A 23,271-nucleotide genomic window follows, 5' to 3' on the forward strand; every position below is an offset into this window, starting at 1 on the left:
AGTCATCAGAACCATCTTCCCACCTCACCTGAACCCGCATCATTCGTCTTGTTAATTATATCTCAAGAATGACTGGATTAATAGTGCCGGAGGTGGATTCTTCCCCAGCATTCCGGGGAACTCTAACTATTCATGGGGAGCCGATGTCCAGAGCCCTGGGGTTTGGGCTTGGTCATTCACATGCTTACCAGTGGTTCCACCTCATGCAAAGGGGTTTGGTGACGCGTCTCAGATATTATGACGATTTGGTAGGGTCATGACTTTGCAGACGCCCAGGTTTCAATGCTCACGGCTGTTGGCTTCGTATTTGGCCCATAGCACCAAATCGCGAGGCAAGAGAATTTCGTGATGGTCGCATCCTTCGCTTCACTACGCGTAAAGCCATTCCTTGAGCAATTCCATTTTCCATATGTGGATGATTGCCCATTCATACATGGTCGACACGACTGCATAGCGCAGATCTGGTCTCTGTCTCATAATTAGGACATGGTCATAATTATTCTAATAGATGTTATCTTGTTGTATTTCGCTATCCGTGGAGTTCTGAACCTTAGACAGTCGCTACGTTGCCGACTGGATACCGAGCCCAAAAGTCTGCAAATTTTCCGTTGTGTCGCTCGAACTATTTTGCTATTTTCCGCGGGCCTGCTGTTGACATGTTTACTGGCACCACGAGCGAACGGTATTTTAATGTTGGTAGCTGTCAGCACGGGTTTACTTAGTTGGATTTCGCTCCTTGCGGGGAACCACTTACGTGCTTTGGCGATTACCCAAAATTTTCCAAACGAAACAAGCCTTGGGCTGATAAAACAAAGCCTAAAGACATTGACTGACAAATATGCTTCTCTTTTTAGATATTTACTTAAATCATTGAGTCCAGAAGAAGGTTCATACAAAGAACTTCATTTTTCCATAAGTATGATCGATCGCTTTTTGTCAGCAGGAAGCTTCGTTAGAGGGTATTTATGGGTCATTGCCGCCGTCGTTCCGCTTTCGCTACTTGGAATGTTTATCACTTTCAACAATATGTCCGGCGTATCAGAAGCCATCTCGAAGGCCATGATTGGGTATAATTCGCTCTTCGTTATTTCGATTTTTACTCTCGCTACACTTGGCGTGATCATCCTTGTTAGCGTAGCCCAATATCTTGAGGTGCTCCGCTTCCAAGTTAGCATCAAGAAGGCACTCACTGACCTCGCCACGGTGGTTGGGTATGGAACTTTGGCAGGGGTCATCGGCGCAGCACTACTCCCATTGACTAGTGGTTTTTTGAATCAGTCAACAAGTCAACATTCAGGCGCTCTACTGCCTTCGGTTTTAGTTGACCTGCCAGCTTCTGGGGCAATTCTTGGCTATTTATTCGGAATTATTCGAATCATACTTAATTTTGGAATTCAATCAACAAACCATTTTTATTCGCATTTTTTAATGCCATCGTTGTTCGCGATACTTCTCTACGTACTTTATAGAATTGGATTGAATTTCGAACTACTTTATAGTTTCTCGGTTGATAATGAAATTACTTTAAAAGAATTTCCTATGGACGCATGCACTTCCGATGAGGGGGCAATTATGGTCCAAGAAAATATTGCTGATCCTAGTTGGATTCTGGCCGCAGCTGAACGATGTGGGGTGCCGGTTCTAATGAATAGCCGAGGGTTCGTGGTAGCCACAAATTGCGTAGTGTTAGGTCTAGCTTTTGCTAGATTTTTCAATTACTTACGAGCCAGGTTCAAAAACTTGATAAATTCAGAATTTGACCTTAAGGACACGCTGGCTTAACTGACCTCATGCCTATAAAAGGGCTGTCGATGCCATTTTCATAGCGGGAAAATAGCAACGGTTCAATTCAGAGATGCAGCGACAGCAGGGGCTGTGGCTTGCTACATAACAAGAAATTAGCTGAACTGCTGAATGGAATTGGCCGGTAACGCGCGCCCGATGAAGCGTCACTAGGATTTCGCCGTATTGCCGGCATGAGATCATCAGCTCACACCATTTGGCTGTCGGGGCAACTTCGCAAGGCGCCCTGCTGGTTGAGGTCTACCCGCACCCGACGCAGTACTGCGCGGGCATGAGTTTCGCGCCTTGAGAGGCGTCCACGCACCATGTATTCTCACAGCAGGTCGCGACCTCAGCCTCTCTGAAGGCAGGAAAAAACGAGCAGGAACTAGTCAACCCGCACGTAGACAAGGCGCACGCCAGAGATTAATCCCAAGATTGATCATCCGGATAAATCTGCTTTGGATAGAGCAGAAGACTGTTCCATTGCACTTGCCTAATTTCAGTATCCTTCTGTTGAAAATCTAGGTAGAAATCTATATAGTTTTTGTATGACCACTCTCAGTATCACCGAAGCGTCCAAGGCAGGACTTTCCTCGCTAATCGCTACGGCAGAAGCAGGCCGTGATGTTCCCCTGTCACGGCATGGAAAAGTCGTGGCCGAAGTTGTCTCTGCCAAAGAGATCGCTGAATTACGCCACGATCGGGATACTCTACGCGACGCTGCGCTAGTCATGGCCCGCTTCGCCACTGATAGTGGCGTGCGCACTGGCTTGGATCAAGCTATGGAATTTTTTGGCTTGAACCGTGCAGAACTGGAAGCAGAAAACGCCCAAGAGACTGCGTCTAAAAGTTCGTGAAGCAACCGCAAGACCGGTTGTGCATCGTCCGACTAACCGAAGACGCAGTAGCTGACCTGTACCGGCTACACAAAAAAGACCCGAGCATTCTTCGTGCCGTGTTTAAAAAAATGTTACTGCTGGAGCAATCACCTACTGCCGGAGAACCTCTTCTTGGCGCTCTGGTCGGCTTTCGAAAATTAGTCGTCGGGGATCGGGACTGGAGAATCGTTTGGCGCATCACTGAAGATGCCACGGGAATCCCCATACTTGATATCTCTGAAGTGTGGGCTGTCGGGGCACGTTCAGACGGTGCTGTCTATGACGAACTGACCTCCCGCGTTGCACGTATGGGCGATGATCCGAAGATTCGGCCACTCAAAGATGTGATCATCCAAATGGGAAGACTCTACGAATCGGTCGAAGCCACTGCCGAACCATCACGAGCGCCAAGCCTTCCAGAATGGATGGAAACTGCGCTGAAAGATCAGCTGCACCTGTCGTCGCAAGAAATCTCAAGGCTTACAGAACAACAAGCGCAAAAAATGCTCATGGAACATTGGTCCCAAAAGCCTGGTAGTTAAGCCACAAGGTATCACTATGATCATTGCAGGCGCCGAACTCAGATTTTATTTCGCTTCGTTGATCACACATAGGTACTGATAAGACAACCATTGTGTCAATCGAGCGTAGTTCTATGAATCCATCGATTGACTCGTCGCGAAATTGGCCAGGGAATATCTTCGATCGTCAAAGATTTTCCGTACCGATTCCAGATAGCGGGGAGGAGATTCCGGCGATGCGCCTCTTCAGGGCTCACATCTCCAAAGTTACCCTCTTCTCGTATCAGCGCTCTTCCTATACTTGGATCGAGCTCGAAATTCCGCTCTGCCGGCAGTTCGTACTCATCTACCAAGGAACTATCTTCCGGATGCAGGAGCAGTGTCTGGCGGGTGTTATCGATCAGCAGTTGGTTCCGCTCTCTCGACGATGCCAAATCACCAGTGATTTGACGGTCGTTCCAAATTGAATCCAAATAGACAGTCAGACCCAGCTTGCGGCTCAAAGGAACACTGAGTATCCGGGCGGAGAGGGTTCCTACAAGGTCGCGTCCGTGTACTTTACCTGATTCAAGCAGTATTACCGGATGATCTCCGGTCAAGAGCACTTCATCTGAATAGCTCTCAAGGACCCATTGCGATTGGAATACTCGCCAGGAGAATTCGTAGAGGCCATCAAGCAGTGATTCTTGATGGTATTCCGCACCACTTTTTAATGTCGGTCCGCCATCTTTGGTTAGTTCAGTCCATTCGAATTCAAGGCGATCTGGGGACACCTGATGACCTTCGAAGCGTTCGATATGTCGTTTTAGAACAGCCTTCCCAGATTGCCCTACAACGGCTCTGATGATCTGGGATTCTGATTCCTGCTCTAATTGTCTGAATCCCACGGTACGTAGATATTGAACAGCAAGCCAATAGGAGAAATCTCTTTTATCATCGATACCAATAGGCATGCCCGGCTCGATCAAGATTGCCTGGAGTGCTTTTGCTGCTTCGTCTTCAATTCTGGAAAATGCCTCTTCAAGAGAGTCGTCCAGTTCGCCTCTGTCATTCGTAAGAGAATAAAAGTCTTTCTGGACAGTGGCATCGTTGACGGAGACACGATATGAATTTTCGCCAGGTAGCGGAACCCGCAGGAGCTGTCCTTTACCTATATCGTTCGCAAAACCTTTGAGATAAAACTTAGAAACCACATGCTGTCGTCGAACCAGATTTTTCCCCTGCATACTGCTAAGAATAGGAGATTCTTTTCAAGTCCTTCGATCGACTACTTTCCGAGCAGCTCTAATGCTGGGACAAATTCACTAGAGTGCCGACATTCGCAAAGGCCATGTTCACAGAGAACACTCACGTTCGCACGGACGGGCTCATCAATTTAGGATCATCTGACCATTCATAATTCATGCCTGCGCTGACGGTGACCTCGTCCACCCACAACTACGTCCGACCTCCCTAACCAAGTGTCGGTCCGCTAGGTCCCTTGCGGCGTAGCTCGTCATCCTGAACACGGCTCTTCTGCTCATCTTGCAGTTCAGTGCGGTTTCTGCGTAGTTTTTCAAGCAGCGACTCCGCTGCTGGGGTTGGCTTCTTACCGCTCATTTCATGCTCTGGCTCTGCCGGCACGGTGTTCTCCTGTTCGATCGTGGGTTGCGCAGTACCTTGGCTGAGTCGGCGCAGCTCAGCAAGCTTCGCTTCAGCGCTCGTAGGGCTGAGCGTAGTGTTGGCTTGATCATTCTTCTGCTGTGCCATCTCTTCTTTAGCTTCCTCTGGCATCGGCGCACGCGCGGTCAGTTCCGAATGCTTATGCAGCGCGGCCGCGCGGCGACGCAGACTTTGCGCCACGTCACTCTTCTTCAGGTGTGTTTTAGGCAGTAGTGCTGGTTCTGAGTCAGCGATGTTGTAAGTGCGACGGTAGGCTGCGACTTCGGCCGCGACCCGGCGCCATTCCTCGGCCCGGTCGCTGCGTTCTGGCACAGGACCCAACGCTTCCAGCCAAACCGGTGGGTTCTGCGCCAGATCCGCGCCGACCCGCTGATGCTCGGTATCCAGCACCTGGCGGTAACCGGTCAGCTGCTGCTTCCACGCGTCCGAGGTGCGCGGATCATGCAGCTCGGCGGTGGGCGCGTACCATTCACCCAGTTCATTGCGTGTATGGGCTGGTTGAAGGGTTGGCTGTTCGAGCTCGCGTAGTTCCAGCTCCCGTCTGATGCGTTCAAGAATCGTTCCGGCAGCGGTGCTGTGTAGCTCGTGGCTACGGTCCAGGATTTCTGCTTGGCGCAGCAGCTCTGGCATGTCCTCCCGTCGTTGTTGCTCTTCGCGCAGCTTGTCCAGCGACCAGGACAGCAGTTTTTCGTTGTTTTCTGGGTCGGAGGGAACTTGACGCAGCAAATCATCGCCGGTGGTTTTGATCCGGTTGGCTAGTGCGTCGTCGGTGAGGTGGCCATACAACCGGCGCGTGTAAGGGCTGAGGTCTTCCTTGGCGGCCTGTTGCGTGGCGGTCTCCCGGTACGGAACAGCCAGAAGGTCTGCTTGCTCAGTAGCTCGGCGTTCGAGTTCTTCCAAGTGCTTGGTGGCTATGTCGCGCAATGGACGGTGTTCCTGTGCCAGTGCTTCGGCACGGTTTTCGATCAGGGGTTCCATGCGCCATGCCAGCACTGCTGCTGGCTGGTCAGCATTGGCGAATTCGCGCTGGTGGTAGGCATCAGCCAGCAGCGTTTCAAGCTTGATCCCACGGGTTTCCGCGTTCTGCAGGTGGTGGGTGACAGCACCCCACGCTGGATCGGCAAGGAACGTGCTGGCAGTGTTTTCTCCTACAACGGTGCGCAAGATCTGCTCAAAGCGCGCGTTGCGTGCTTGATCTGTCAGATCGCGGTAGATCTCTCCCAGTCCGTTTAGGTCCCTGGCATTGTCGTGTTCGCGGGTAATCGACTCGTGCGCGGTGATATTCAGGTCAGTACGTTCCGCGATGCCCTTCAATACTTCATCGGGGTGCTCGTTCTCGGCCAGTCCCACATAGATCTGGTTGTTGTTTTTGCCGCGGCTGGTCGCCACGTATGCTCCGGCGCGATCGCTCTGGTTGGTGAGCAGTGCGTGGGCGGTATCAACGGTGGCGCCTTGGGCGGTGTGCACGGTGTCGGCGTAACCCAGAATTACGTGCTGCTGCGCATAGGCAGCGGGGATCACTGCGAGTCCTTGATGCTGCTGATGGCGTGCCAGCAGGTTGCCGCCTTCGATGCTTTCCACCACCCAGGCATCGTTATTTTTCACGAAGTCTTTGCCCTGATGGACACTGATCCGGCGGTCATTGTTCTTCGTCAGAATGACATCGCCAGCATAGATCTGAGCGTTGTTCCGACCTGTCAGCGACTGAACCTCATCAAGCTGGCCTGTATGCAGTCGGTAGGCTTGGGCCTTCTGGTTCAAACGATCAACTTGCGTATTGGTTCCGGCCAGCATGAGGGATTTCAGTCCCTCGTTGGTATCTTTCTGCCACGCAGCAAAAACCTGGTCAGCCATATGGTCCACGGATCCAGCTTGGATCTTTCCTTCGGCGCGGTAGTACGCCCACGGGTCATCTTTACCCACAGCAGGTGCTTCACGCAGCGCCAACGAAGCGGCAGCTTCTTCCAGATTCGGAGTGCCGTCCGCGTTGCGGAAACGGTGGATCTCCTCCAAGTTCACCAGCTGCCCTTCGGCATTCAGCAGACGCAATAGTCCGCCAGCTCCGACCGCGGAAAGTTGCTTGTCATCGCCGATGGCCCGCACCAGTGCACCACGCTTTTTCGCTTGCAGGATGAGGGTCACGAACTGCGGGGTGCCAAGCATCCCGGCCTCGTCAACCAGCACAATGTCGCCGGGGTTCAGCTTGTCCGGGGCACGCAACAGCCGGTCAACGGTCATTGCTTCCGCGCCGACTTCGCTGCCTAATAGGGAGGCTGCTTTCGCTGACGGAGCAACGGCGACGACATGATGACCGGCGTGCTGCATTGCCGTGACAGCCAGGCGCATGGAGGTGGTTTTGCCTGTGCCGGCCGGCCCGATCCCGGCGACCAGCAGCTTGGGACTGCAGGAGAATTCTTGAGCCAAGGCGACCTGCTGGGCGTTCAGCCGGCCGCCGAAGTTCTCCAGGACGCGGGTGAATTCACCCTGCGTCGCCGCGGGGATGACCTCGGTGCGGGCGGCCTGCACGGCGGTATGCTCAGCTTCCAGAATGGTCTCGGAAGTGTAGAGGGCTGCGTGGGGTTTCTGGTACCGATACACCGCGGTCACTGCCCCGGGAACGGCTGCTGGGACGGGCAGATCAGGGGTGACTTTCAGGCTCAACGAGTCCAACGCCGCGGTCCGGATCTTGACGATCACACTGTCTGCGACTGGTTGGGCTTGGTACTCGTTGGTGAGTTGTCGGCGCACTTCGGCTTCCACATGCGCCGGTGTCCAAGTGGAACGGTTCTGTTCCAGACGGGTGATCGTCGACTGCGCCAGCGTTTCAATCGTCTCCGCTGGCAGCACGTTTATGGGCTCGTAGTCCGGGTTCTGTGACTTCGAATAGGCACGCACCGCAGCGAACAAATCATCACCTGTCAGCGCTCCAGGAACAGCGCTGAACTTGGCCTGCCAGTGCCCGGTGAGCTCGTACAGGGAACGGCCTTTCTTCTTCACTGCACGGGTTTCCAGCGTCGCTTGCTGGGAGAGTTTAATCAGCTGCTTCGCATTCGGGGCACGTCCGTGGCGCTCCTCAAAGCCAGCAACCAACTGTGCAAGGTTCTCTTTGATGCTGCTCCGGCGTGAGGAGGCCGCTTCGATCGCGGCCATCGGCACCCCGCCGATTTCGATGATCGGACGCTTGCCCTCCACCGCCCGAGCGACTGGGGAAACACCCAGTTCTTTGCAGACGTACTGCATCACTTTGGCGTTGTAATGCTCGGACGCTGACACCGCGTACTTATGCAATACCGTCCCGTCCAGGGCGCTCCATTTGCCATCCATGCCCAGAACTTTGTTGGACACCACGATGTGATCGTGCAGCTGCGGGTCCCCATCGCGTGAGTCGTAGTGCCGGAAGGAAGTGTAGATCAACCCTCCCGCCACGTCCTCGGACCGCACCCCGTTCTTCCCACGCCGCGTAAATACCGCGTTGGTTTCCAGGTACGTCATCGCGTCTTCAATCGCCGCATGATGGGCCTTCTCAATGGCGGATTGGACGTTGCGGTCGCTGACACCCCAGAGGTAGGAGATGCTCTTTGACGGGGAGAACACCATGTCGTATCCGGCGACCGCGTTGGACCCTTTATGGGTCTGCCGGGAGATGAACTGGGAGAGCTCTTCCTTATTCTTTGGCTTGCGACCATGCAGTTGGTGGAAGTGCTGCCCGCCGGCTTTGGCACGGATGATGCGTCGTTCATCAGCAGTAGGTTCGCGGTGCTTCAGGCGTGTGAAGTCACCCATCGCCGTAGTGATCTTCTTGGTGAGCACTGCGTCGAATTGGTCGAAACGCTTATAGCGCTGACCAAGTTTCGCGTCAATCTTCACACCAGTCTCAGGGTCGACCTGCCCAGTGAGAGGGTGCTGACCCAGACCGTAAAGCAGTTCCATCTGCTCTTCAGTCACAACACCGGCCACACCTAAATTCGTGGCTCCGCGCCCACCCCAGATCCCTGGAGGGTGACCGGTCACGGTGTAGTAATCCCCCAAGGCCCGGCCTGCTGTGCGCAGCTCATCGGCCGAGGCGACTTCACGGGTGTAGTACTGATACCCGTCCCCTGCGCTGAGCTTATGCAGGGTCATCACACACACGATTCTAGCAATCCTGGCCAAAGTTATCGAGGATGCAAGAGGTGTGACAGATCAATTCTTTGAGAATCGGGTAAAAATACTGGCCGGAGGTCGTTGACCGTTTCGCAAAGTCGACTGGACGTGTTCAGCTGAGGGACGAGGATGGAGGGTACACGGGAAGGATGATTGATCTGACCATCAAAACTTTTTCTTTTGGTGCGGTTTTGCACATGCGATCTTGGCTGTGTGCGGGTGTGGCCAAGGGTGGGTTTAATAGGGTCGCAGCTGTGCCCGGGTAAGTCTCTTGTGTAAAACCGTGCGTGGAGTTTTCCACGTGTGGGCGGGTGGAGATGTTTTGCGATCTCATGGCCGTCCACAGGTGGGAAACTCCACGCAGGACAGAGCCTGAGCGCCAGCGAAGTCCGTTAACGCATTTTTGGGCCGGGGTGCGCGAGGGGTGTCCCCTCGCCAAAAAGTTGTTGTTGTAGATGGTGAAGGAAAAGATATTAGATGAGTAAGCCACGCAAATCCTCCGCCGCGTTAGCCGCGAGGGAGAAAGCACGCGCGAAGGCCGAGGAGATCACCCGCCGTAACGAGGAGCTGATCGAGCTGGCTGCGGGGTTCTTCGTCCACGAGGATCAGCTCGCCAAGATTGACGAAGACACCGAACAGAAGATTGCGGAACTTCGCGCGGCAGCTGAGCAGAAAAAGACCACCACGCAAGCCGAAGCCATGAAGGTGGTGGGCCAGATGCTGGAGACGGGTGAATCCAAGAAATCGATCGGTGAACGTCTCGGGTTGAGCAGCGCAGAGCTCAAAATGTATATTCCGCCGGTAGCCCCGAAGTCACCGGAAGAAAATTAAACGGGACACCGTGTGCAATATTTAGCCGTGGATCTCTCGCCAGTCACGAACCGCTGACTTCCTCAGCAGTCTCTTAGCTAAGCACGCTCTGGATTGTCCGACTCGTTTTGGGAATGATCCAAAATCACACAGGAACGCGTAGCGCGGCAAGTTTACCGCGCCGCGCGCGAAAGTGCCCTTCGTACTTCTTCTAGGAAGTACGAAGGGCACTTTGAACCTTATCGAGCCCAGCTGGGGTTAAACGGTTCGCACAGTCCATCAATGGGCCGGAATTCCTGCGGGTCCAAACCTTCCAGAGCTTCCGGCCCGTCGGCCTGGCCACTCGCCCAATACCAGTAGGCCTCTTTACTGATCGCCAGACTTCGCGCGTCACGCGTACGATACCAACGCGCGGCCACGTCCCCTTCGACATAAGTGCAGTACCCGAATAGCTTTCCTTGCTCATCTTCAGCCTGCGCGACGGCGAAGATAATGTATGGCCAGGATCCAAGGTCCCATCCGTCCCGGCCCCATGCTGAAAGTTCATTCCAGCTAGTGCCCGTCAGGCTCGCCATCCAGTCATACCCTTCGCCGTAAACGTCCCGTCCAACAATGGCTGGGACGGTGACAGTTTCCTTGGTGTCTTTGGTTTTGGTCTGCATCTCTTGGTTCCTTTCGCCTTGGGTGAGAGGGACAGGGAACTAACCACCTGCCCAACGTCTCCCCCAGTTGTTTTTTGCCTGCTGGCGAAATGACATGAAGCGGGGCTAGCCGCAAAACCCATCAACCCGACAGGGGTGCGGAAACCAGAAAATCTTTGGCCGGAAGAAGCGACGAAGGAGCGCGGACCTAAGAATTTCTGGGTGGAGCACGCCCGAAGCGCAGCGAGTGGCTTGTGGGTTTGGAGGTGGCCCGTATACTCCGAAGGACAGCAGCAAAAAACAGAAAAGAAGACCGGCCGCCAGGCCGGTCCGCAGCCGGCCGCGCCAGCGGACGCCCGTTTCTGGAAAATGAGCAACAAGGTAAAGTGCAAGATCAGGGCGGCGAGCGGAACCCTTTAGCTCAGTCTCGCCGCCCTCTTCAACCCATCAAACTGTTCAACCTTGCACGGTAACTATCCCGATCCAATAGATACATGCAGCAACAGCGTTCTTGCACGTGCTGCAATTAGAATTCTGAGAGTTACCTGAATCTCCCCGAGTAGACCTGTGTTGCTCCACCTGCTCGGCTTATGATCGAGATGCGAACTCACACGGCGCACATAACTGAATAACCTTTTCGCGAGGTCGAGCAAAGCGTTCCGGGCCACCCGGAACGTTTTCTCATATTTTTTGCCAAACAAAGCAAAAAAACCGGCAACGAGCCCCTCGACTATACGAACTGGGGTGAATGCCAACATGTCAGAAAATCGTGCTCGCGTAGGCCTGATTCTTGTGGCTTTAATGGCCAAGCTAGGGTTGACTGAACCCAATAGCAAGTTAGTCTTTAATAAAAGCGAATTGATGTGAATAGGAGACCGAACTGTGCTGAAGATTAAGAAGATGGTGACCGCCGGGGCGACAGCGCTCTGCCTGACCGCCGGGATGGTGGCTTTAGCTCCTGCAGCCCAAGCGGACACCCAGACTCGGTGGTACAACAACCTGCAAATTTGCAAAGCTGAAACCAATGCTCGGGTGAAGCACCTCCGAAACAAGGGTTACACGGTCAGTATTCAGCGGTATTGCAAGGGCGAGCAATACATCGGTTACATGCCTCAGTATCAAACGGTTCTTTACGTCAACTGACGCTCATCTGAGGAACAGCGGGTCTGCTGAAGGTTTGGTTGACGCTAAGGCTCATCAAGCAACCGTGATGCAAACAGAGCATCAGAGTAATCATTGGGTAGTTCTCGTTCGATCTGGGACATGTATCAACCACAAGTGCCGATGATGAAGCTCCTCGAAATTGTCCAGTCACCAACTGGACAATTAATGCGCCGCATCCGTTACTTCACACAATACAGGGCACAATATGTCGGGGCGTAGCTCTCACTGTGTGAATATCGTTCGTTTTTGACACACTTAAAGCAGATTCCTAGGGCGATGCACCGGGTATTTTCATCGGTCACTTGTGCCGCACCGTTATTTAACGATTCAGGTGTCCCGTAAGCGGAACCCTATACGCGGCATCCGAACCTTATTTCGGTGGTCCCCGATATTAATTGGTCAACTGAGCAGTTATTTCGGTCCTGTCCTTCGACCTTGAGATGGGCAGCGCCGCTAAACTACATACGATTGGATTATCGCTGGAATTGCGGTGGCGACAGAGACCAACGCGAGTACACCAATCCCATACCCGATTACCAACGCGAAAATAGCCAGCCAGCGCCCCTTCCCACCGGAATGCGCAATCTGGTTCAATGCAACATGCCCAGCACCTACGGCAAAGATTGCCAATCCTGAAAGTCCTAAGAACCAAAGGCCTACGAGTGCCACCACGGACAACATCAAGGACGCCACCGATAGCTTGTTTAGGCTCTCCACGTCTGTATGAATCGCTTCTTCATGGGTAGGCATTACGTTCCTCCGTGTCTCGGTGTTCGGTTCGTGTTTATGCATGAGCCTAGCTCGAATCGCCACAAGAGGAACCTTCTGCGGGACATCTCGCACACCTGCGGAAGAGATCTGGTGTTGCGCGTTCACAAAACTGAAGGTCAGCCATTCCAGCGCCTGCAAGGTCTGAGAACACGAATGTATCAACTAATCGTCTTCATACCCTGCCTTAACCCGATCCAACGACTAAAGCTGAATCAACGGCTTACGGACTCGTTCAATATGGGGCCGGTGACCCGCGTATGGGCTTGTTGAACCAAAAGTGCAACAATGCATACCCCTATGAGTAGCAATGATTCACGCAACACCATCGCCAGAGGAAACAATGCCGGCGCGTTGAGGCTGAAAAGCACGTCGCCAAGATTTGGCCCGGTCGCAACAAGAATTAGCCCACTGGCAAGGCAGAAATTCCGCACCTTTGTTCCGCCGTGATCCCAGAGCACTAGTAGCCCTGGCAGCAGATACACCCAATGGTGCATCCAACTTACTGGCGAGACCATACAAGCGGTCAGGCCAACGACGATCGCTGCTTGGATATTGCCGCCCCGACGAAAAATACTCGTAGCCGCATAGAGTCCAAGCACGGCAATGATCAGAGTAGTAGCCTGAGCTGGAACGGCCGTCCAATCCCCTAAAGCCGCGAACGCGCCTTGGATGGAGTTGTTTCCCGATGTGGCGAATAGTCCGTCGAGGGAGACCCGATCAGATAGATTCCACAGCACTCGAGTGGCAAAATCGATGCTCATGGTTGGATAAGCGAATGCTGCAACAACTGTCGCCGTGAGAGCAGCCATGGAGCTATTCAAGGCAGCCCGTTTCTGTCCAGTGACGACGAAGTAAACGATGAAAAGAGCTGGCGTGAGTTTCACTGCCGCCGCAACTCCCACCAGTACGCCCCGGGGAATGAACCGCAGAATTCGATTCTCAGAATTCCGCCCTACGTCGATAAGTACCAGGGCCATCAGGAAGACATTGATTTGGCCGAAGATGATGTGGCTGGCCATAACGATGCTGCAAGACGCAAGGAATCCGACGATACCGACAAGTACGGGCTGATTGCGATGCTTCGACGGCAGCAGGCTGCGCATAACGAGCCCCATCGTCATCGCTGAAGCGATAGACCAGAGCAAGTACGCTGTATCAGCTGTAAGGACGTTGAGCGGAAGGAAAGCTAATGCGGCAAAGGGGGTGTAGGTAAAGGGCAGTCCCTCGGCTGGCATGTCGTTTCCATGGATGTTACCGGCGTAGATGTTCTCACCCGCTGCCGCCAGCCCTGCCCCAAAGTGGTAGACATAGAAATCGACAGGGTTGACCTGACTTACGAGTCCAACCAAAAAGCAGACGCTAATGAGCGCAGAAAAAAAGACCGCAGCTATGCTCATCCAGCGTGATTGGTAGTCCCAAGCCCGTCGAAAAATTCCACCCCGGAGCTTGCTTGCGGGCGGATCCTTGGGTTCAACCTGCAGCACATCATCAGGATTGCAATCGAGCTTAGAACAAAGTACTGCCAACGTGGATAACCTGATGCCCGTAGCATCACCTATGCACAATTTGTGCAGATCCTTGACCGGTACGCCGGTGCGTTGAGCGGCCTGGTCGAGGCTGATGTTCCGCAGTCGGAGTGTGTTCTCCAGGGCACTGACAGTTTGTGTCTCGGTGTCCTTCGCTTCGCGCATTAATGCTTGCACCGGTGTTTCTCCTTAGCTCCGGTAAACGGTGAGAAGGTCACCGACATCGCATTCAAGGGCATGGCAAATGGCTCGCAGAGTCGTGAAACGAATCGCTTTGGCATGCCCGTTTTTGAGTAAGGACAGATTGACAACGCTGACGTCCACTCGTTTGCTGAGCTCAGTCAACGTCACGTCCGCATTTTTAAGCAGTTCGTCCAAATGGCAAACGATCAGCGCTTCTTCGGCCTGCTTGCGCGTCTTGGCCACTAGACAAGACCTTTTGCGTCATGGTTCAGCGCATTGCCACTCCGAAATACAGCAGTTAGCAATAAGGCGATCAATCCGACGCACACAGGCATCAGATTAAAGCTTGAGCTGGCGTAATACACGAGATCGCCAACGGCCAGGGGGCTGCCTCCCGAACCGACTCCGGACAGCTGTGAAACTGCGGCTTGCTTGGCTGTTCCCTCAAGTACGGGTCCCAGTGCTCCGGTTGCCAATGCTGTGAACCCAGAGATTGCTACTAGCCACGCAAACCCGCCAGCGAAAGGTGCTCCTCTGATCAATCGATAGCACAGGAACACGACGGTAACCGTAGCGAATAGAACGGCGGCCGCGGTAAGCGCTGCCGAAGAGATAAAGAGAGCTTGTATTGATGAGTCAGTGGTGGCTACCTGCACGCGGAGCGCTTCGACTTGAAGTGAGACTACGTTTGAGTCCAGGCTTCCTGCATCAACGGGCTGGAAGGATGGGACGGAGAAGTTCAATTTACCGGCTTGGACTTCGAAAATCCGCTGCCAAGCTTGGTATCCGACATAGCATCCGATAACCAGAGTCAGCAAGGCAACGATAGCGAGCGAACCTAAAGTGACGACACGTCGAGTTCCAATAAGAAGCTTATGCACCATCTACCACCTTTACGATATTCGTTATTATCGTTTATCGTAATGCATGACAGTAGATGCGTCTATCGGGACGATGTTCACTGCGTCCTTCGGTGCCAAGTTTAGGGGTTATTCGGTTTGGCTATCGCAGTTCCTTGAATGATTGAGTAGCAGCCGGTCAATATTTTTTCGAGCGGCAACTCAGTGCCCACTGAGAAACGCCCGACGGGAAGAGACAGTGGAGATTGTCTTACTTCGTCAGTTCGATCTTCAGTCCATTTTTTCTACTTTTAAGATTTCGCCCGTTCCTACCTCTTGATGGATTATCGCTGGAACACCGGATTCCATGAGTTGCAGTTCGGCACTGCTTAGGTTCTTCGTGATTTCTTCGTGACTAGGCTGCTCTTGATTTCCCAAGAATTTAGAAAGCTCGATGGGAGATGAAGTCGATTCTGTCGGCGCGGCCATTGCAGGTGTTATGAGAATCGTGCCCACGAGCAGTGACGCGCTAGTAATGGTCAGGGTCGTGGAGAGAGTCTTTTTCATTTGTCCTCAGAATGGTGAAAGTTTCAGGTGGTGCAGATGGTGCATACGAGTTTCAACATACACTCTTTAACAGCACCTTCTCGATGTTTGAAAGCCGATGCACGTATCGATGGGATAACGATTCTTCCGGGTTGGCGCTGTGACTGTTGAGTTTATTTGGCGGTTAAATCGCAGTTCTAGATGACGGTTCGTGCAGTCCCAATAGCGGAACCTTTACTGGGACAGATCCGAATATAGTGTCCTGAGCCTCCGATAGAGTTGCGGAATGTAAGCAGAAACGAAACGACTGTGCCTCGCGCGGCCGACTTCTGAAGACGTCCAGGATGTGCATCAAATCTTCAGTGACCCGCGCGTTTGGACCCATGCGCCGTCCAAACGCCATTCATCTATTCACGAAACCGAAGAGATGCTCAGCTCTTGGAATGAGTCATGGGAAAGAGATTCGCTGGGTCCATGGATAGTCCGTGAGTCGAACGAAAACCAAGTTATTGGTTACGGTGGCTGCTCACTAAAACGAGATACCTTCTGGAATCTTGGTTACCGGTTCGCCGTTGAAGCGCAGGGCCGAGGGTATGCAACAGAAGTTGCATTCGAAGCATCGCGCCAGGCGTTGTTAAGTCGACCTGATCTGCCGATCATTGCATTCCTACTTAAGCACAATGCGGCGTCGGCTCGCATTGCTCAAAAGGTCGGACTTGAATTGGCTTATCGGAGCTCAGACATTGGAAATGTAGACGGCGAAGCAATCCGGCTCGTTTACGCTGACCGCAAGCTAAATGCAGCTCAGCTAGAAAAGATCCTTCAGCACTAGCCTGAACGGTTCTGCTAGCCCTAATGACTATTCCTTTTGCCGAACGCTCTACGGGACGACACACAGAGAGCAAGGTGAACAGCTGCATCTTGAGTGCCGACGGCTGAGTAATTACCGTGATGGTGCCTTTTGAAACTCGGTTTTGGGTCGCTCTGCCGTCATATTGACCTCCAGTTTGCGGATTCCGGCTTGCTTGGCCAGGCTGCCATACTCCGGTCCGTCCTGGATATTCAGTCCAGACCACGATTTAGGATATTTCGTGCGTCTTCAGTATTGACTCAGAATCAGCATGAACGTGTCAGAACAACGTATGGGGCTACTCCAATCGGGAGTATTCGAATCCATCCGCCGGAGGTGGTCTACCCCAGGATTAAAGTTTGTGAAACAATCGCCGCATGCATGAGAGCGAGCTGCAGACGAAACAAGAAATGATGATCCTCGAGGCTTTAGTTCAAGCGATCGATCGGCGTGAGGAGGTTTTCGACGCGATAGGAAGTTCTGAGAACCTGGACGAAGCGAATCTTCGTGTATCTCAGCTGTTGGGAGTGGGAGAAAACTGTGGTCGAGCGGTTCTCGATATGCAGGCCAGAAGGTTCACCCGAGACCAGCGTCAAATTTTAGCTTTGCACTTAGAGGAACTCAGATCAAAGTTATCTCGTGCACAATGAATGGATGATAAACGCCGGAGGCTGCTCTACTCAGCACAGGCGGATAGTGAAAATATGCTTCAGTGGTTGGCTTGGTTTCCGGAAAGTTCATATCTCTTGGACCAAAATGAGTGGGCCTTGCAAAAGAAGTATCAGTTGAACCGCCAGTCTGACTTGGACTGACCTTCATTCCTTTGCTGTCCTATAACCGAACCTTCCGCGCGACACAATTTAGCTTACTGAAATAATTGGGCCGGCAGGTCTACGAAGCCAAACTGTTGTGAAGCCCTCTGCCATGTCTTCTTCAAAATCGAATTTGAAGCCACGTCGTTCATAGAATGTCTGGGCCGCAGAGTTCCCTTTCACAAATTCGATCCTTACCTCATGGGCTGGGCCAATTTCAGTTGGAAGCGCTCGGTAAACCCTATTAAAAGTTTCCCGGCACTTCCGCACGAACGGACAGTATGTAGCTGAACAGCGATCGAGCCTACTAATTATCCGGTAGCTGTGGATCAAAAACGGTACCCGAAAGGGGTGCATACGCGAACCAACCAGTGTTTTCTCCACGACGAATTGCCGCTTGCGCCTGCGTTACTGCATCTTCAAATTCGCTCAGCTCCAAGGCCAAAACTCTAAACGCTGCGGTAGCACGAGAATTGAGAGCACCGGACTGCCCCTGGAACCTGCGCTCAGGTATACCGTCAGCAAACGTAACTAGTTCGATCTCGAACTCATCACCGAGCTCGTCGGCCACACGCTGCGCCAACTGCGCGCCCTCGATCGCAAACCGGTGCGACAGGCTTGCCGTCTTCCATTCGTAGTCCTCGTTTAGGCCTTCATAGTACGACTGTTCCCACCTAGTGAGGTCGCGTGTCAGATGCCCTGACAGCTTTGCGGCGCCATAATCAATAGGCTCGGTAAACCACAACACCGTATCCGCGTAATCTGGAAACATACGCACCGTAGGAGTCCGTGCTTCATGTGAAGAGCTCATAATGCGATCATACTTATGCACACTACCCAAACGTAGTCCTAGCAAGCAGCGTGGCACTAGCCAGTGGTTTCATGAAGAGTAGGTCATTAACGGTCGTTTTTGAAATACTGAAAAGGCAATTATGGTGAAAATTTCTGACGGCTGAAAACTCAGCAGGTTTAGAGGTGCGTTTCGTCGTAAAACTCAGTGCCTTAAACTATGCGTCGAAACAGTGACCGCTCCACGAGTATTGATGCATTTAGGTTCATGGGACACCTCCTTGGATACGCCAGAGTCTCCACCGGCGACCAAGACGCACAACTTCAACTCGATGCACTCAGTGCAGCTGGCTGCTATCGAATCTTCACCGACACCGCATCCGGCGCGCTCGAGTCACGCCCTGAGCTCGATAAGCTCCTAGACCAGATCCGCCCCGGCGACACTCTGGTGGTCTGGCACCTGGACCGTCTCGGCCGCTCCATCCGCCACCTGATCAATCACATGGATGCACTTCAACAGCGAAACATCGAGTTCAAATCCCTGCAGGAGAACATCGACACCAGCTCCTCGGCCGGCCGGCTCGTCTTCAACATCTTCGCTTCCCTGGCCGAATTCGAACGTGACCTCATCCGCGAACGCACCAACGCCGGCTTACAGGCTGCCCGAGCACGCGGCCGCACCGGAGGGCGCCCGACATCCCTCTCCCCCGACAAGCTACGCACCGCTAAAAGGCTCTATGAACAGCGTGATATGACTGTGGCACAGATCGGCGAGGCTCTCGGGGTGTGCCGCAGCACCGTCTATCGGGCGCTCGACAAAACAGCGAAGATTAACTACAGAGTCTTCTCATAAACCGCTAAGCACCTATGTACTGTGCCCAGCTCTACGTGCAAAGAATACTGAGCTAGCCATGCATCCTCGGCTATTTGGCGCGAATTAACCCTCAGTAGCGAAACCGAGGAATTCCAGATGAGCGGTACGGTATCTTTCCCACCGCCCGGTGTGCCCGATAGGACACTCTCGGTAACCAGCCCGGGTAAGAACCAGGTGATTTTTTGCCCTGGAAATTGCTACAAAGAACTCTGAAATCGAATCCTGCGGGTTTCCCCAGAAAAGGTCTCGCTCCACACCAAGCACGATGACGTGTTCAAATTCTAGCCCTTTGCTTTTGTGGATAGTAAGGATTCGGATCGCATCCGACTCAGAGAGTCGCCTCACCGCAGCGGTGGCATCGCCGTCCAGACGGAGCGTCTCCTCAAATGCGTTAAGCGCTTTGTCAATTACGTCTTCTAGTCGAGATCCCTGTTGGTAACCGGGCGAGAGTGCAATGAGAACGGGACGGGATACTAGATCGTTCAGTTTTTTGACCCAATCTCGCCAGAATGTCAGGCCGGTTTCTTGGCCATTGAAATCACGAAAACTTTTTCGGGCATCTTGAATGAGACGTTTAAGCTGACGATCAAAACGAAGCGATTCCTCTTCGGAAGCGTCTGAGCGAGCGGCCACGCGCATCAGCTCAGTGTAAGCGGCTGCTTGTCGTTCGTCTGCAATGACGCGTAGGAAATTGAATACCAACGTAGCGGCAGGTTCAGCATTGAGGTCTTGACTGGTTTGTTCATTCCGGAAGGGAATACCGCGTTCGGTCAGTACTTCGCTGAGGGTGGCGGCAACAAGGTGCGGTTGTTGTCTTACTAGAATCGCGATCTCGGCGGGCTCGACTCCGTTATTCAGCCATTCTTGGATTTTGTCGGCGATGCGCTCGGCTTCTTCCACATCCGTATCAAAGGCGAGCACATCAACGATGCCATCTTCGCCGACAATGGAGTTTGCGTCGCTGGCAGCGACAGGGTCCATCTGCGCAATCATACGGTTCTGCATACGCCGCAGTCGAGGCGCTGAGCGGAAGTTCTGATACAGCGGCATAGGGGCAGCGGCGAAGTCGTCGGAGAAAGTTTGCAGAATTCCGTCAAGCGCCCCCGCCCAAGCCATGATACGTTGCTTTACATCGCCGACTGCTGTCAGGGTTGCCCCCGACCCAGTGAAGGCTTCTTTGACCAAGGCATACTGCTCGTCGGTGGCATCTTGAAATTCGTCTAGAAACACATGGCTGTACGTCTGACGTATTCCACCTCGGACGTACCGGTTCTTGCCGAGGATCTCCAGCGCTAGGGGCACTAGATCTTTGAACGTGATCTGTTCGCCAGCAATCCGATTGTCAGGATCCACGCGGTAATTTGCGTTCAGAGCATTCTGCCCGGTAAGAGCTGGTCGATAGTTGTCAATGATCCTCTTGGCAAACGCATGGAACGTAAAGCTATCGAATCTGGCCGCAAACTGGCCGCCTGAACGCAAGCGCACGCGTTCACGAAGATTTCGGGCCGCGTCGATTTTGAAGGAGACCGCGAGTATCCGGCGCGGATACGGGCAAGATCCAGTCTGTAAGAGAAAGTCAGCGCGCTGCGCCAGCAATTCGGTCTTCCCTGCCCCAGGCCCCGCCGCGACCACGACGTTTTGGCCTAATGTGGTTGCCGCCATCATTGCGTTAGGTTCGAGAATTAATCCGTCAATTGGGGACCAATCTTCCACCCGGATCATTCTGACAACCCTGACAGCTTGGTACGCACGTGCCCGATTAATCGGAGGAGAACCTCCGGAAGACCCTCCATGAGTTCGTTATCCTCCAAAGTGGAAAGTGCTCCGAGGTGTGTGGCGGGCTTGCTCTTCAGTTCAAACTTGGCGTGATAGTCGTTGAACAGATTTAAGACATTCGAGCCAAGACGTTCTTCATGCGTGTGCGACTTACCCAACACTGCCACGATCATCTTATCGTCTGGTACGGCCGGAGCGACCGCGTAGGCTTCGGGAAAAGCTTCCATCATCAGTAAATCAAGGTCGACCGGATTTGAGAAGAATACCCCATGTTGTTCCAACGCCCGGACCGGGCCATCGCCTTTGAGGAAGAGTGGGTCGTTGAACACTGGGAAATCGCCGTCATCGTTCCATTTTGAAAGACCTTCGATCTGTTCCTTTGTGTACGTATTCGGGTTGATCTTGTTAATCTGCTTGAGAGCATTACGGACGCGTCCCCACCCTCCTTCGTGCCGTCCGCTGTCCAGATCAAGCAAGGTCACATGCGGAATCTGCAGTTCATTAAGTAGCCGCCAAAAATGGTTCACATGTCGTCCCCCCAGAGGCACCACAGAGACTGATGCATCATCCTCAGCGATGCCTGCCGCTGATAGTACGCGGGGCAATACCACTTGCTCGCTAGCACCTTCGCCTAAGACAACCAGACGCGCGAAATAAAGCTCGGGATATGCTTTCACTGCCTCCTGCACGTATTTAGCGGCCACTGGGGCATCTTCTGGCAACTGAATACGGTGGATAGTAGTTTCGCGTTGATCATTCAAGCGCAGGAAACAAATTTCTTCCGGGTCAACGCGACGCAGGAGCGCAGGGGCGTGCGTAGCAATGAGGGTTTGGACGTCACCTTCCTCGCAGGCCCCCCGCAATTGCCGGATGATCCGTCCCAGATATTGGGGCGCCAGGCTATTTTCTGGTTCTTCCAACGCGATGACCGTGTGCACTGGCGGGCGCATTTTATCGGGGTTGAGCGAGGTCTCCTCACCAGTAAGAACCTTGCGCGCGAGCACTTGCCAAGAGAGTACCAACGAGATATACAGCAGGGACTTCTGTCCGTCACTGAGCCTCTCAAAAGGCAGTTGGGCACCGTCGTGAGAGGGCGAGAAAGTGACGGTCAGTTGGCGCAGCACGCCATCAATCTCGCCACGTCCAAATGCAATCGATGGATCAGCAAAGAACACACTCTTGTGGAGTCCCTTCCACTGCTCCGTGAGTTGAACTCCAACACTCGCGACCGCACTGTTGGAAGCTAGTGCATCTGTGATCTGCGTGGTCAATTCGGCCAGTGTCGTGCGTTCTTGCGTCCAGTCTGCAGCTCTCAGCGTCCGACCGATCAACGATGTTGTCGTATACGCGATGTGATCAGTGGGGTCCCGACGGGCCGGCAAATAATGCACCTCAATATGCCCCCGGTCATAGCGCGACATTGCCGCTGTAGATTCTGGCTCACCCGAATCATCGGCATCCAGAACATACTCGATCTTCTCGTCGATCTCTCCATCGAGCGCAAGCTCAGCTGTCAAACGCACCCTGATCTGAGGCACACCGTCTTCGGTTTTGATCGCCATGTGAGAGAAATTCGGCGGCACTGAGGCATGCTGGCCGTCTCCGCCTGTTTCGGCGAACTCGATGTCGACCTCGATCCACAGTCGTGCCCCTTTTTCTTGAACTTCCGCCATGCTAAGGCCGGAAGGAACATGAAAATCGCTCAACCGGATCTTCCGTTGCGCAACCACCGGACTGAATAACCGCGAGAGAGCCTCCAGTACTGCAGTCTTACCCGCCCCGTTCGGTCCTAGCACATATGTCATATCCGCAAGAGCGATTGGAGTTGGGGTCGCGCTGAAGGACTGAAAGTTGCTCAGTCGCAAGGTTGTGATCTTCATGAATTCGTCTCGCTTTCTTGTCCCCCTGAAGCAAGCGAGCACGATCAGCAGACTATTCCTATGACAAGAACTTCGCTCGTCTGCGAGTATCCGTCTAAGTTATCGCGCGCTTGCAGCGAGTCGTGTTCAACCCACTGGCAACATCATCTCCCGGCACTAACACCCAGATAAGAACAAACACGGATATATCTCATCAATGTGGTTGGGTCCCTTTAAGCAGTCCAGCAGCTATGCGATAGCTAACTGATTCTCTCTAACCCACTCATCCCAAAACCGGGACGGCGTCAACCCATCCAAAGACCCATGTGGACGCTCATGATTGTAAATGTCTTTCCATTCATCAGCCAAATACTTCGCTTCCACCATAGTGTCCATAATTTCCCCGGAAAGCTGTTCACGCCGGAACTGCGCATTGAACGACTCGATAAAACCGTTCTGCCAAGGTGAGCCCGGATCGATAAACGCAGTGGACACCCCCACAGTGTTGCACCAATCCACCAGCGCGTCAGCAGTGAACTCAGGCCCGTTATCACACCGCACAAACGTTGGCTGGATCCCAGTTTCAGCAATGATGTCCTCCAAAACAGCCACCACATCAGCAGCTTTAAAAGACCTGCGGGGAATGATCGCCAAAGCGGTCCGCGTGTACTCATCAATGACATTGAAGAACCGGATATGACGGCCACAAGAGGTGACATCCGACTGGAAATCAAAGCTCAGTACATGCATCGGGTACTCCCTGTCTGTCAGGATCAAGTGAGACCAGCCACTCATAGCAACCCCCGCCTCACCCCAGACAGGGCGAGAACAGGAAACTCACT

The 23,271-nt window shown here is 53.3% G+C and carries 19 protein-coding genes and 1 pseudogene; 8 read left to right on the forward strand and 12 right to left on the reverse strand.

Annotated features, from left to right (window positions below):
* Positions 1 to 690: 690 nt before the first annotated feature.
* The 3 genes from ACT3UA_RS17340 (at position 691) to ACT3UA_RS17350 (ending at position 3,205) form a co-directional block, all read left to right on the forward strand.
* Positions 691 to 1,782: a hypothetical protein gene (locus ACT3UA_RS17340; RefSeq protein WP_444617608.1), complete on the forward strand. Its 1,092-nt coding sequence runs from the start codon at positions 691 to 693 to the stop codon at positions 1,780 to 1,782.
* Between the two features lie 551 nt (positions 1,783 to 2,333).
* Positions 2,334 to 2,642, forward strand: coding sequence for a type II toxin-antitoxin system Phd/YefM family antitoxin (locus tag ACT3UA_RS17345; protein WP_096289306.1), 309 nt, complete (start codon positions 2,334 to 2,336; stop codon positions 2,640 to 2,642).
* On the forward strand, positions 2,639 to 3,205 hold the full coding sequence (locus tag ACT3UA_RS17350; protein ID WP_096289308.1) for a type II toxin-antitoxin system RelE family toxin: 567 nt from the start codon (positions 2,639 to 2,641) through the stop codon (positions 3,203 to 3,205). The genes ACT3UA_RS17345 and ACT3UA_RS17350 overlap by 4 nt, the downstream gene beginning before the upstream one ends.
* Positions 3,206 to 3,300: 95 nt before the next feature.
* Here the strand turns inward: ACT3UA_RS17350 and ACT3UA_RS17355 are convergent, their stop codons facing one another.
* Together ACT3UA_RS17355 and mobF are read right to left on the reverse strand one after the other, a co-directional pair.
* The gene (locus ACT3UA_RS17355) at positions 3,301 to 4,410 is read right to left on the reverse strand and encodes a DUF4238 domain-containing protein (RefSeq protein ID WP_096289310.1); all 1,110 of its coding nucleotides are present in this window, start codon (positions 4,408 to 4,410) and stop codon (positions 3,301 to 3,303) included.
* A 226-nt stretch (positions 4,411 to 4,636) separates the two neighbouring features.
* Entirely contained in the window at positions 4,637 to 8,968 is a 4,332-nt protein-coding gene (gene mobF / locus ACT3UA_RS17360) for a MobF family relaxase (RefSeq protein WP_096289312.1), read from the reverse strand.
* Positions 8,969 to 9,466: 498 nt separating this feature from the next.
* Between mobF and ACT3UA_RS17365 the strand changes: the two genes are divergently transcribed.
* On the forward strand, positions 9,467 to 9,820 hold the full coding sequence (locus ACT3UA_RS17365; protein WP_096289314.1) for a hypothetical protein: 354 nt from the start codon (positions 9,467 to 9,469) through the stop codon (positions 9,818 to 9,820).
* Positions 9,821 to 10,038: 218 nt separating this feature from the next.
* On the opposite strand, the gene ACT3UA_RS17370 is transcribed toward ACT3UA_RS17365, so the two are convergent.
* A complete protein-coding gene (locus ACT3UA_RS17370) occupies positions 10,039 to 10,461 on the reverse strand; it encodes a hypothetical protein (protein ID WP_096289316.1) in 423 nt (140 codons plus the stop codon).
* An 861-nt stretch (positions 10,462 to 11,322) separates the two neighbouring features.
* Here ACT3UA_RS17370 and ACT3UA_RS17375 point away from each other — a divergent pair.
* Positions 11,323 to 11,583 carry a hypothetical protein gene (locus tag ACT3UA_RS17375; RefSeq protein ID WP_013350364.1) on the forward strand — a complete coding sequence of 87 codons (261 nt, stop codon included), beginning with the start codon at positions 11,323 to 11,325 and terminating at the stop codon, positions 11,581 to 11,583.
* A 474-nt stretch (positions 11,584 to 12,057) separates the two neighbouring features.
* On the opposite strand, the gene ACT3UA_RS17380 is transcribed toward ACT3UA_RS17375, so the two are convergent.
* The 5 genes from ACT3UA_RS17380 to ACT3UA_RS17400 all read right to left on the reverse strand — a co-directional run bounded on the left by ACT3UA_RS17380 (position 12,058) and on the right by ACT3UA_RS17400 (position 15,490).
* Complete coding sequence (locus ACT3UA_RS17380; protein WP_096253783.1) at positions 12,058 to 12,354, reverse strand: DUF4190 domain-containing protein; 297 nt, start codon at positions 12,352 to 12,354, stop codon at positions 12,058 to 12,060.
* 233 nt (positions 12,355 to 12,587) lie between these two features.
* Positions 12,588 to 14,078 carry a glycosyltransferase 87 family protein gene (locus tag ACT3UA_RS17385; protein ID WP_141393633.1) on the reverse strand — a complete coding sequence of 497 codons (1,491 nt, stop codon included), beginning with the start codon at positions 14,076 to 14,078 and terminating at the stop codon, positions 12,588 to 12,590.
* A gap of 12 nt (positions 14,079 to 14,090) precedes the next feature.
* Positions 14,091 to 14,327 (reverse strand): helix-turn-helix domain-containing protein, encoded by a 237-nt coding sequence (locus ACT3UA_RS17390; protein WP_096289324.1) that lies wholly within the window; start codon positions 14,325 to 14,327, stop codon positions 14,091 to 14,093.
* Complete coding sequence (locus tag ACT3UA_RS17395; protein WP_096289326.1) at positions 14,327 to 14,968, reverse strand: hypothetical protein; 642 nt, start codon at positions 14,966 to 14,968, stop codon at positions 14,327 to 14,329. The genes ACT3UA_RS17390 and ACT3UA_RS17395 overlap by 1 nt, the downstream gene beginning before the upstream one ends.
* A 246-nt stretch (positions 14,969 to 15,214) precedes the next feature.
* The gene (locus tag ACT3UA_RS17400; RefSeq protein ID WP_096289328.1) at positions 15,215 to 15,490 is read right to left on the reverse strand and encodes a hypothetical protein; all 276 of its coding nucleotides are present in this window, start codon (positions 15,488 to 15,490) and stop codon (positions 15,215 to 15,217) included.
* A 286-nt stretch (positions 15,491 to 15,776) separates the two neighbouring features.
* Here ACT3UA_RS17400 and ACT3UA_RS17405 point away from each other — a divergent pair, with 286 nt between their 5' ends.
* Together ACT3UA_RS17405 and ACT3UA_RS17410 are read left to right on the forward strand one after the other, a co-directional pair.
* Positions 15,777 to 16,301, forward strand: a complete 525-nt coding sequence (locus tag ACT3UA_RS17405) for a GNAT family N-acetyltransferase (RefSeq protein ID WP_096289330.1) — start codon at positions 15,777 to 15,779, stop codon at positions 16,299 to 16,301.
* A gap of 395 nt (positions 16,302 to 16,696) precedes the next feature.
* Complete coding sequence (locus ACT3UA_RS17410) at positions 16,697 to 16,969, forward strand: DNA gyrase subunit A (RefSeq protein WP_096289332.1); 273 nt, start codon at positions 16,697 to 16,699, stop codon at positions 16,967 to 16,969.
* A 469-nt stretch (positions 16,970 to 17,438) separates the two neighbouring features.
* Here the strand turns inward: ACT3UA_RS17410 and ACT3UA_RS17415 are convergent, their stop codons facing one another.
* Complete coding sequence (locus tag ACT3UA_RS17415; RefSeq protein WP_444617614.1) at positions 17,439 to 17,942, reverse strand: hypothetical protein; 504 nt, start codon at positions 17,940 to 17,942, stop codon at positions 17,439 to 17,441.
* A 246-nt stretch (positions 17,943 to 18,188) separates the two neighbouring features.
* On the opposite strand from ACT3UA_RS17415, the gene ACT3UA_RS17420 reads away from it, so the two are divergent.
* Positions 18,189 to 18,773: a recombinase family protein gene (locus ACT3UA_RS17420; RefSeq protein WP_096289336.1), complete on the forward strand. Its 585-nt coding sequence runs from the start codon at positions 18,189 to 18,191 to the stop codon at positions 18,771 to 18,773.
* Between the two features lie 84 nt (positions 18,774 to 18,857).
* Here ACT3UA_RS17420 and ACT3UA_RS17425 read toward each other — a convergent pair whose 3' ends face one another.
* The 3 genes and pseudogenes from ACT3UA_RS17425 to ACT3UA_RS17435 all read right to left on the reverse strand — a co-directional run.
* Positions 18,858 to 20,516: a UvrD-helicase domain-containing protein gene (locus tag ACT3UA_RS17425; RefSeq protein ID WP_444617617.1), complete on the reverse strand. Its 1,659-nt coding sequence runs from the start codon at positions 20,514 to 20,516 to the stop codon at positions 18,858 to 18,860.
* Complete coding sequence (locus ACT3UA_RS17430; protein WP_444617619.1) at positions 20,513 to 22,450, reverse strand: ATP-dependent nuclease; 1,938 nt, start codon at positions 22,448 to 22,450, stop codon at positions 20,513 to 20,515. The genes ACT3UA_RS17425 and ACT3UA_RS17430 overlap by 4 nt, the downstream gene beginning before the upstream one ends.
* Positions 22,451 to 22,678: 228 nt before the next feature.
* Positions 22,679 to 23,188 (reverse strand): annotated as a pseudogene (locus tag ACT3UA_RS17435) (IS3-like element ISAar3 family transposase); the annotation flags it as partial.
* Between the last annotated feature and the right edge of the window lie 83 nt (positions 23,189 to 23,271).

Source organism: Glutamicibacter sp. 363 (genome assembly GCF_052379505.1).
In the GTDB taxonomy this organism is placed as follows: Bacteria; Actinomycetota; Actinomycetes; order Actinomycetales; family Micrococcaceae; genus Glutamicibacter.

Bases quoted from the DNA above. Each gene is read 5' to 3' on its own strand.
- ACT3UA_RS17430 (WP_444617619.1), bottom strand. From the start codon at position 22,450: ATGAAGATCACAACCTTGCGACTGAGCAACTTTCAGTCCTTCAGCGCG.
- ACT3UA_RS17365 (WP_096289314.1), top strand. From the start codon at position 9,467: ATGAGTAAGCCACGCAAATCCTCCGCCGCGTTAGCCGCGAGGGAGAAA.
- ACT3UA_RS17420 (WP_096289336.1), top strand. From the start codon at position 18,189: ATGGGACACCTCCTTGGATACGCCAGAGTCTCCACCGGCGACCAAGAC.
- ACT3UA_RS17340 (WP_444617608.1), top strand. From the start codon at position 691: ATGTTGGTAGCTGTCAGCACGGGTTTACTTAGTTGGATTTCGCTCCTT.
- ACT3UA_RS17355 (WP_096289310.1), bottom strand. From the start codon at position 4,410: ATGCAGGGGAAAAATCTGGTTCGACGACAGCATGTGGTTTCTAAGTTT.
- ACT3UA_RS17395 (WP_096289326.1), bottom strand. From the start codon at position 14,968: ATGGTGCATAAGCTTCTTATTGGAACTCGACGTGTCGTCACTTTAGGT.
- ACT3UA_RS17380 (WP_096253783.1), bottom strand. From the start codon at position 12,354: ATGCCTACCCATGAAGAAGCGATTCATACAGACGTGGAGAGCCTAAAC.
- ACT3UA_RS17370 (WP_096289316.1), bottom strand. From the start codon at position 10,461: ATGCAGACCAAAACCAAAGACACCAAGGAAACTGTCACCGTCCCAGCC.
- mobF (WP_096289312.1), bottom strand. From the start codon at position 8,968: ATGACCCTGCATAAGCTCAGCGCAGGGGACGGGTATCAGTACTACACC.
- ACT3UA_RS17425 (WP_444617617.1), bottom strand. From the start codon at position 20,516: ATGATCCGGGTGGAAGATTGGTCCCCAATTGACGGATTAATTCTCGAA.
- ACT3UA_RS17410 (WP_096289332.1), top strand. From the start codon at position 16,697: ATGCATGAGAGCGAGCTGCAGACGAAACAAGAAATGATGATCCTCGAG.
- ACT3UA_RS17415 (WP_444617614.1), bottom strand. From the start codon at position 17,942: ATGAGCTCTTCACATGAAGCACGGACTCCTACGGTGCGTATGTTTCCA.
- ACT3UA_RS17400 (WP_096289328.1), bottom strand. From the start codon at position 15,490: ATGAAAAAGACTCTCTCCACGACCCTGACCATTACTAGCGCGTCACTG.
- ACT3UA_RS17345 (WP_096289306.1), top strand. From the start codon at position 2,334: ATGACCACTCTCAGTATCACCGAAGCGTCCAAGGCAGGACTTTCCTCG.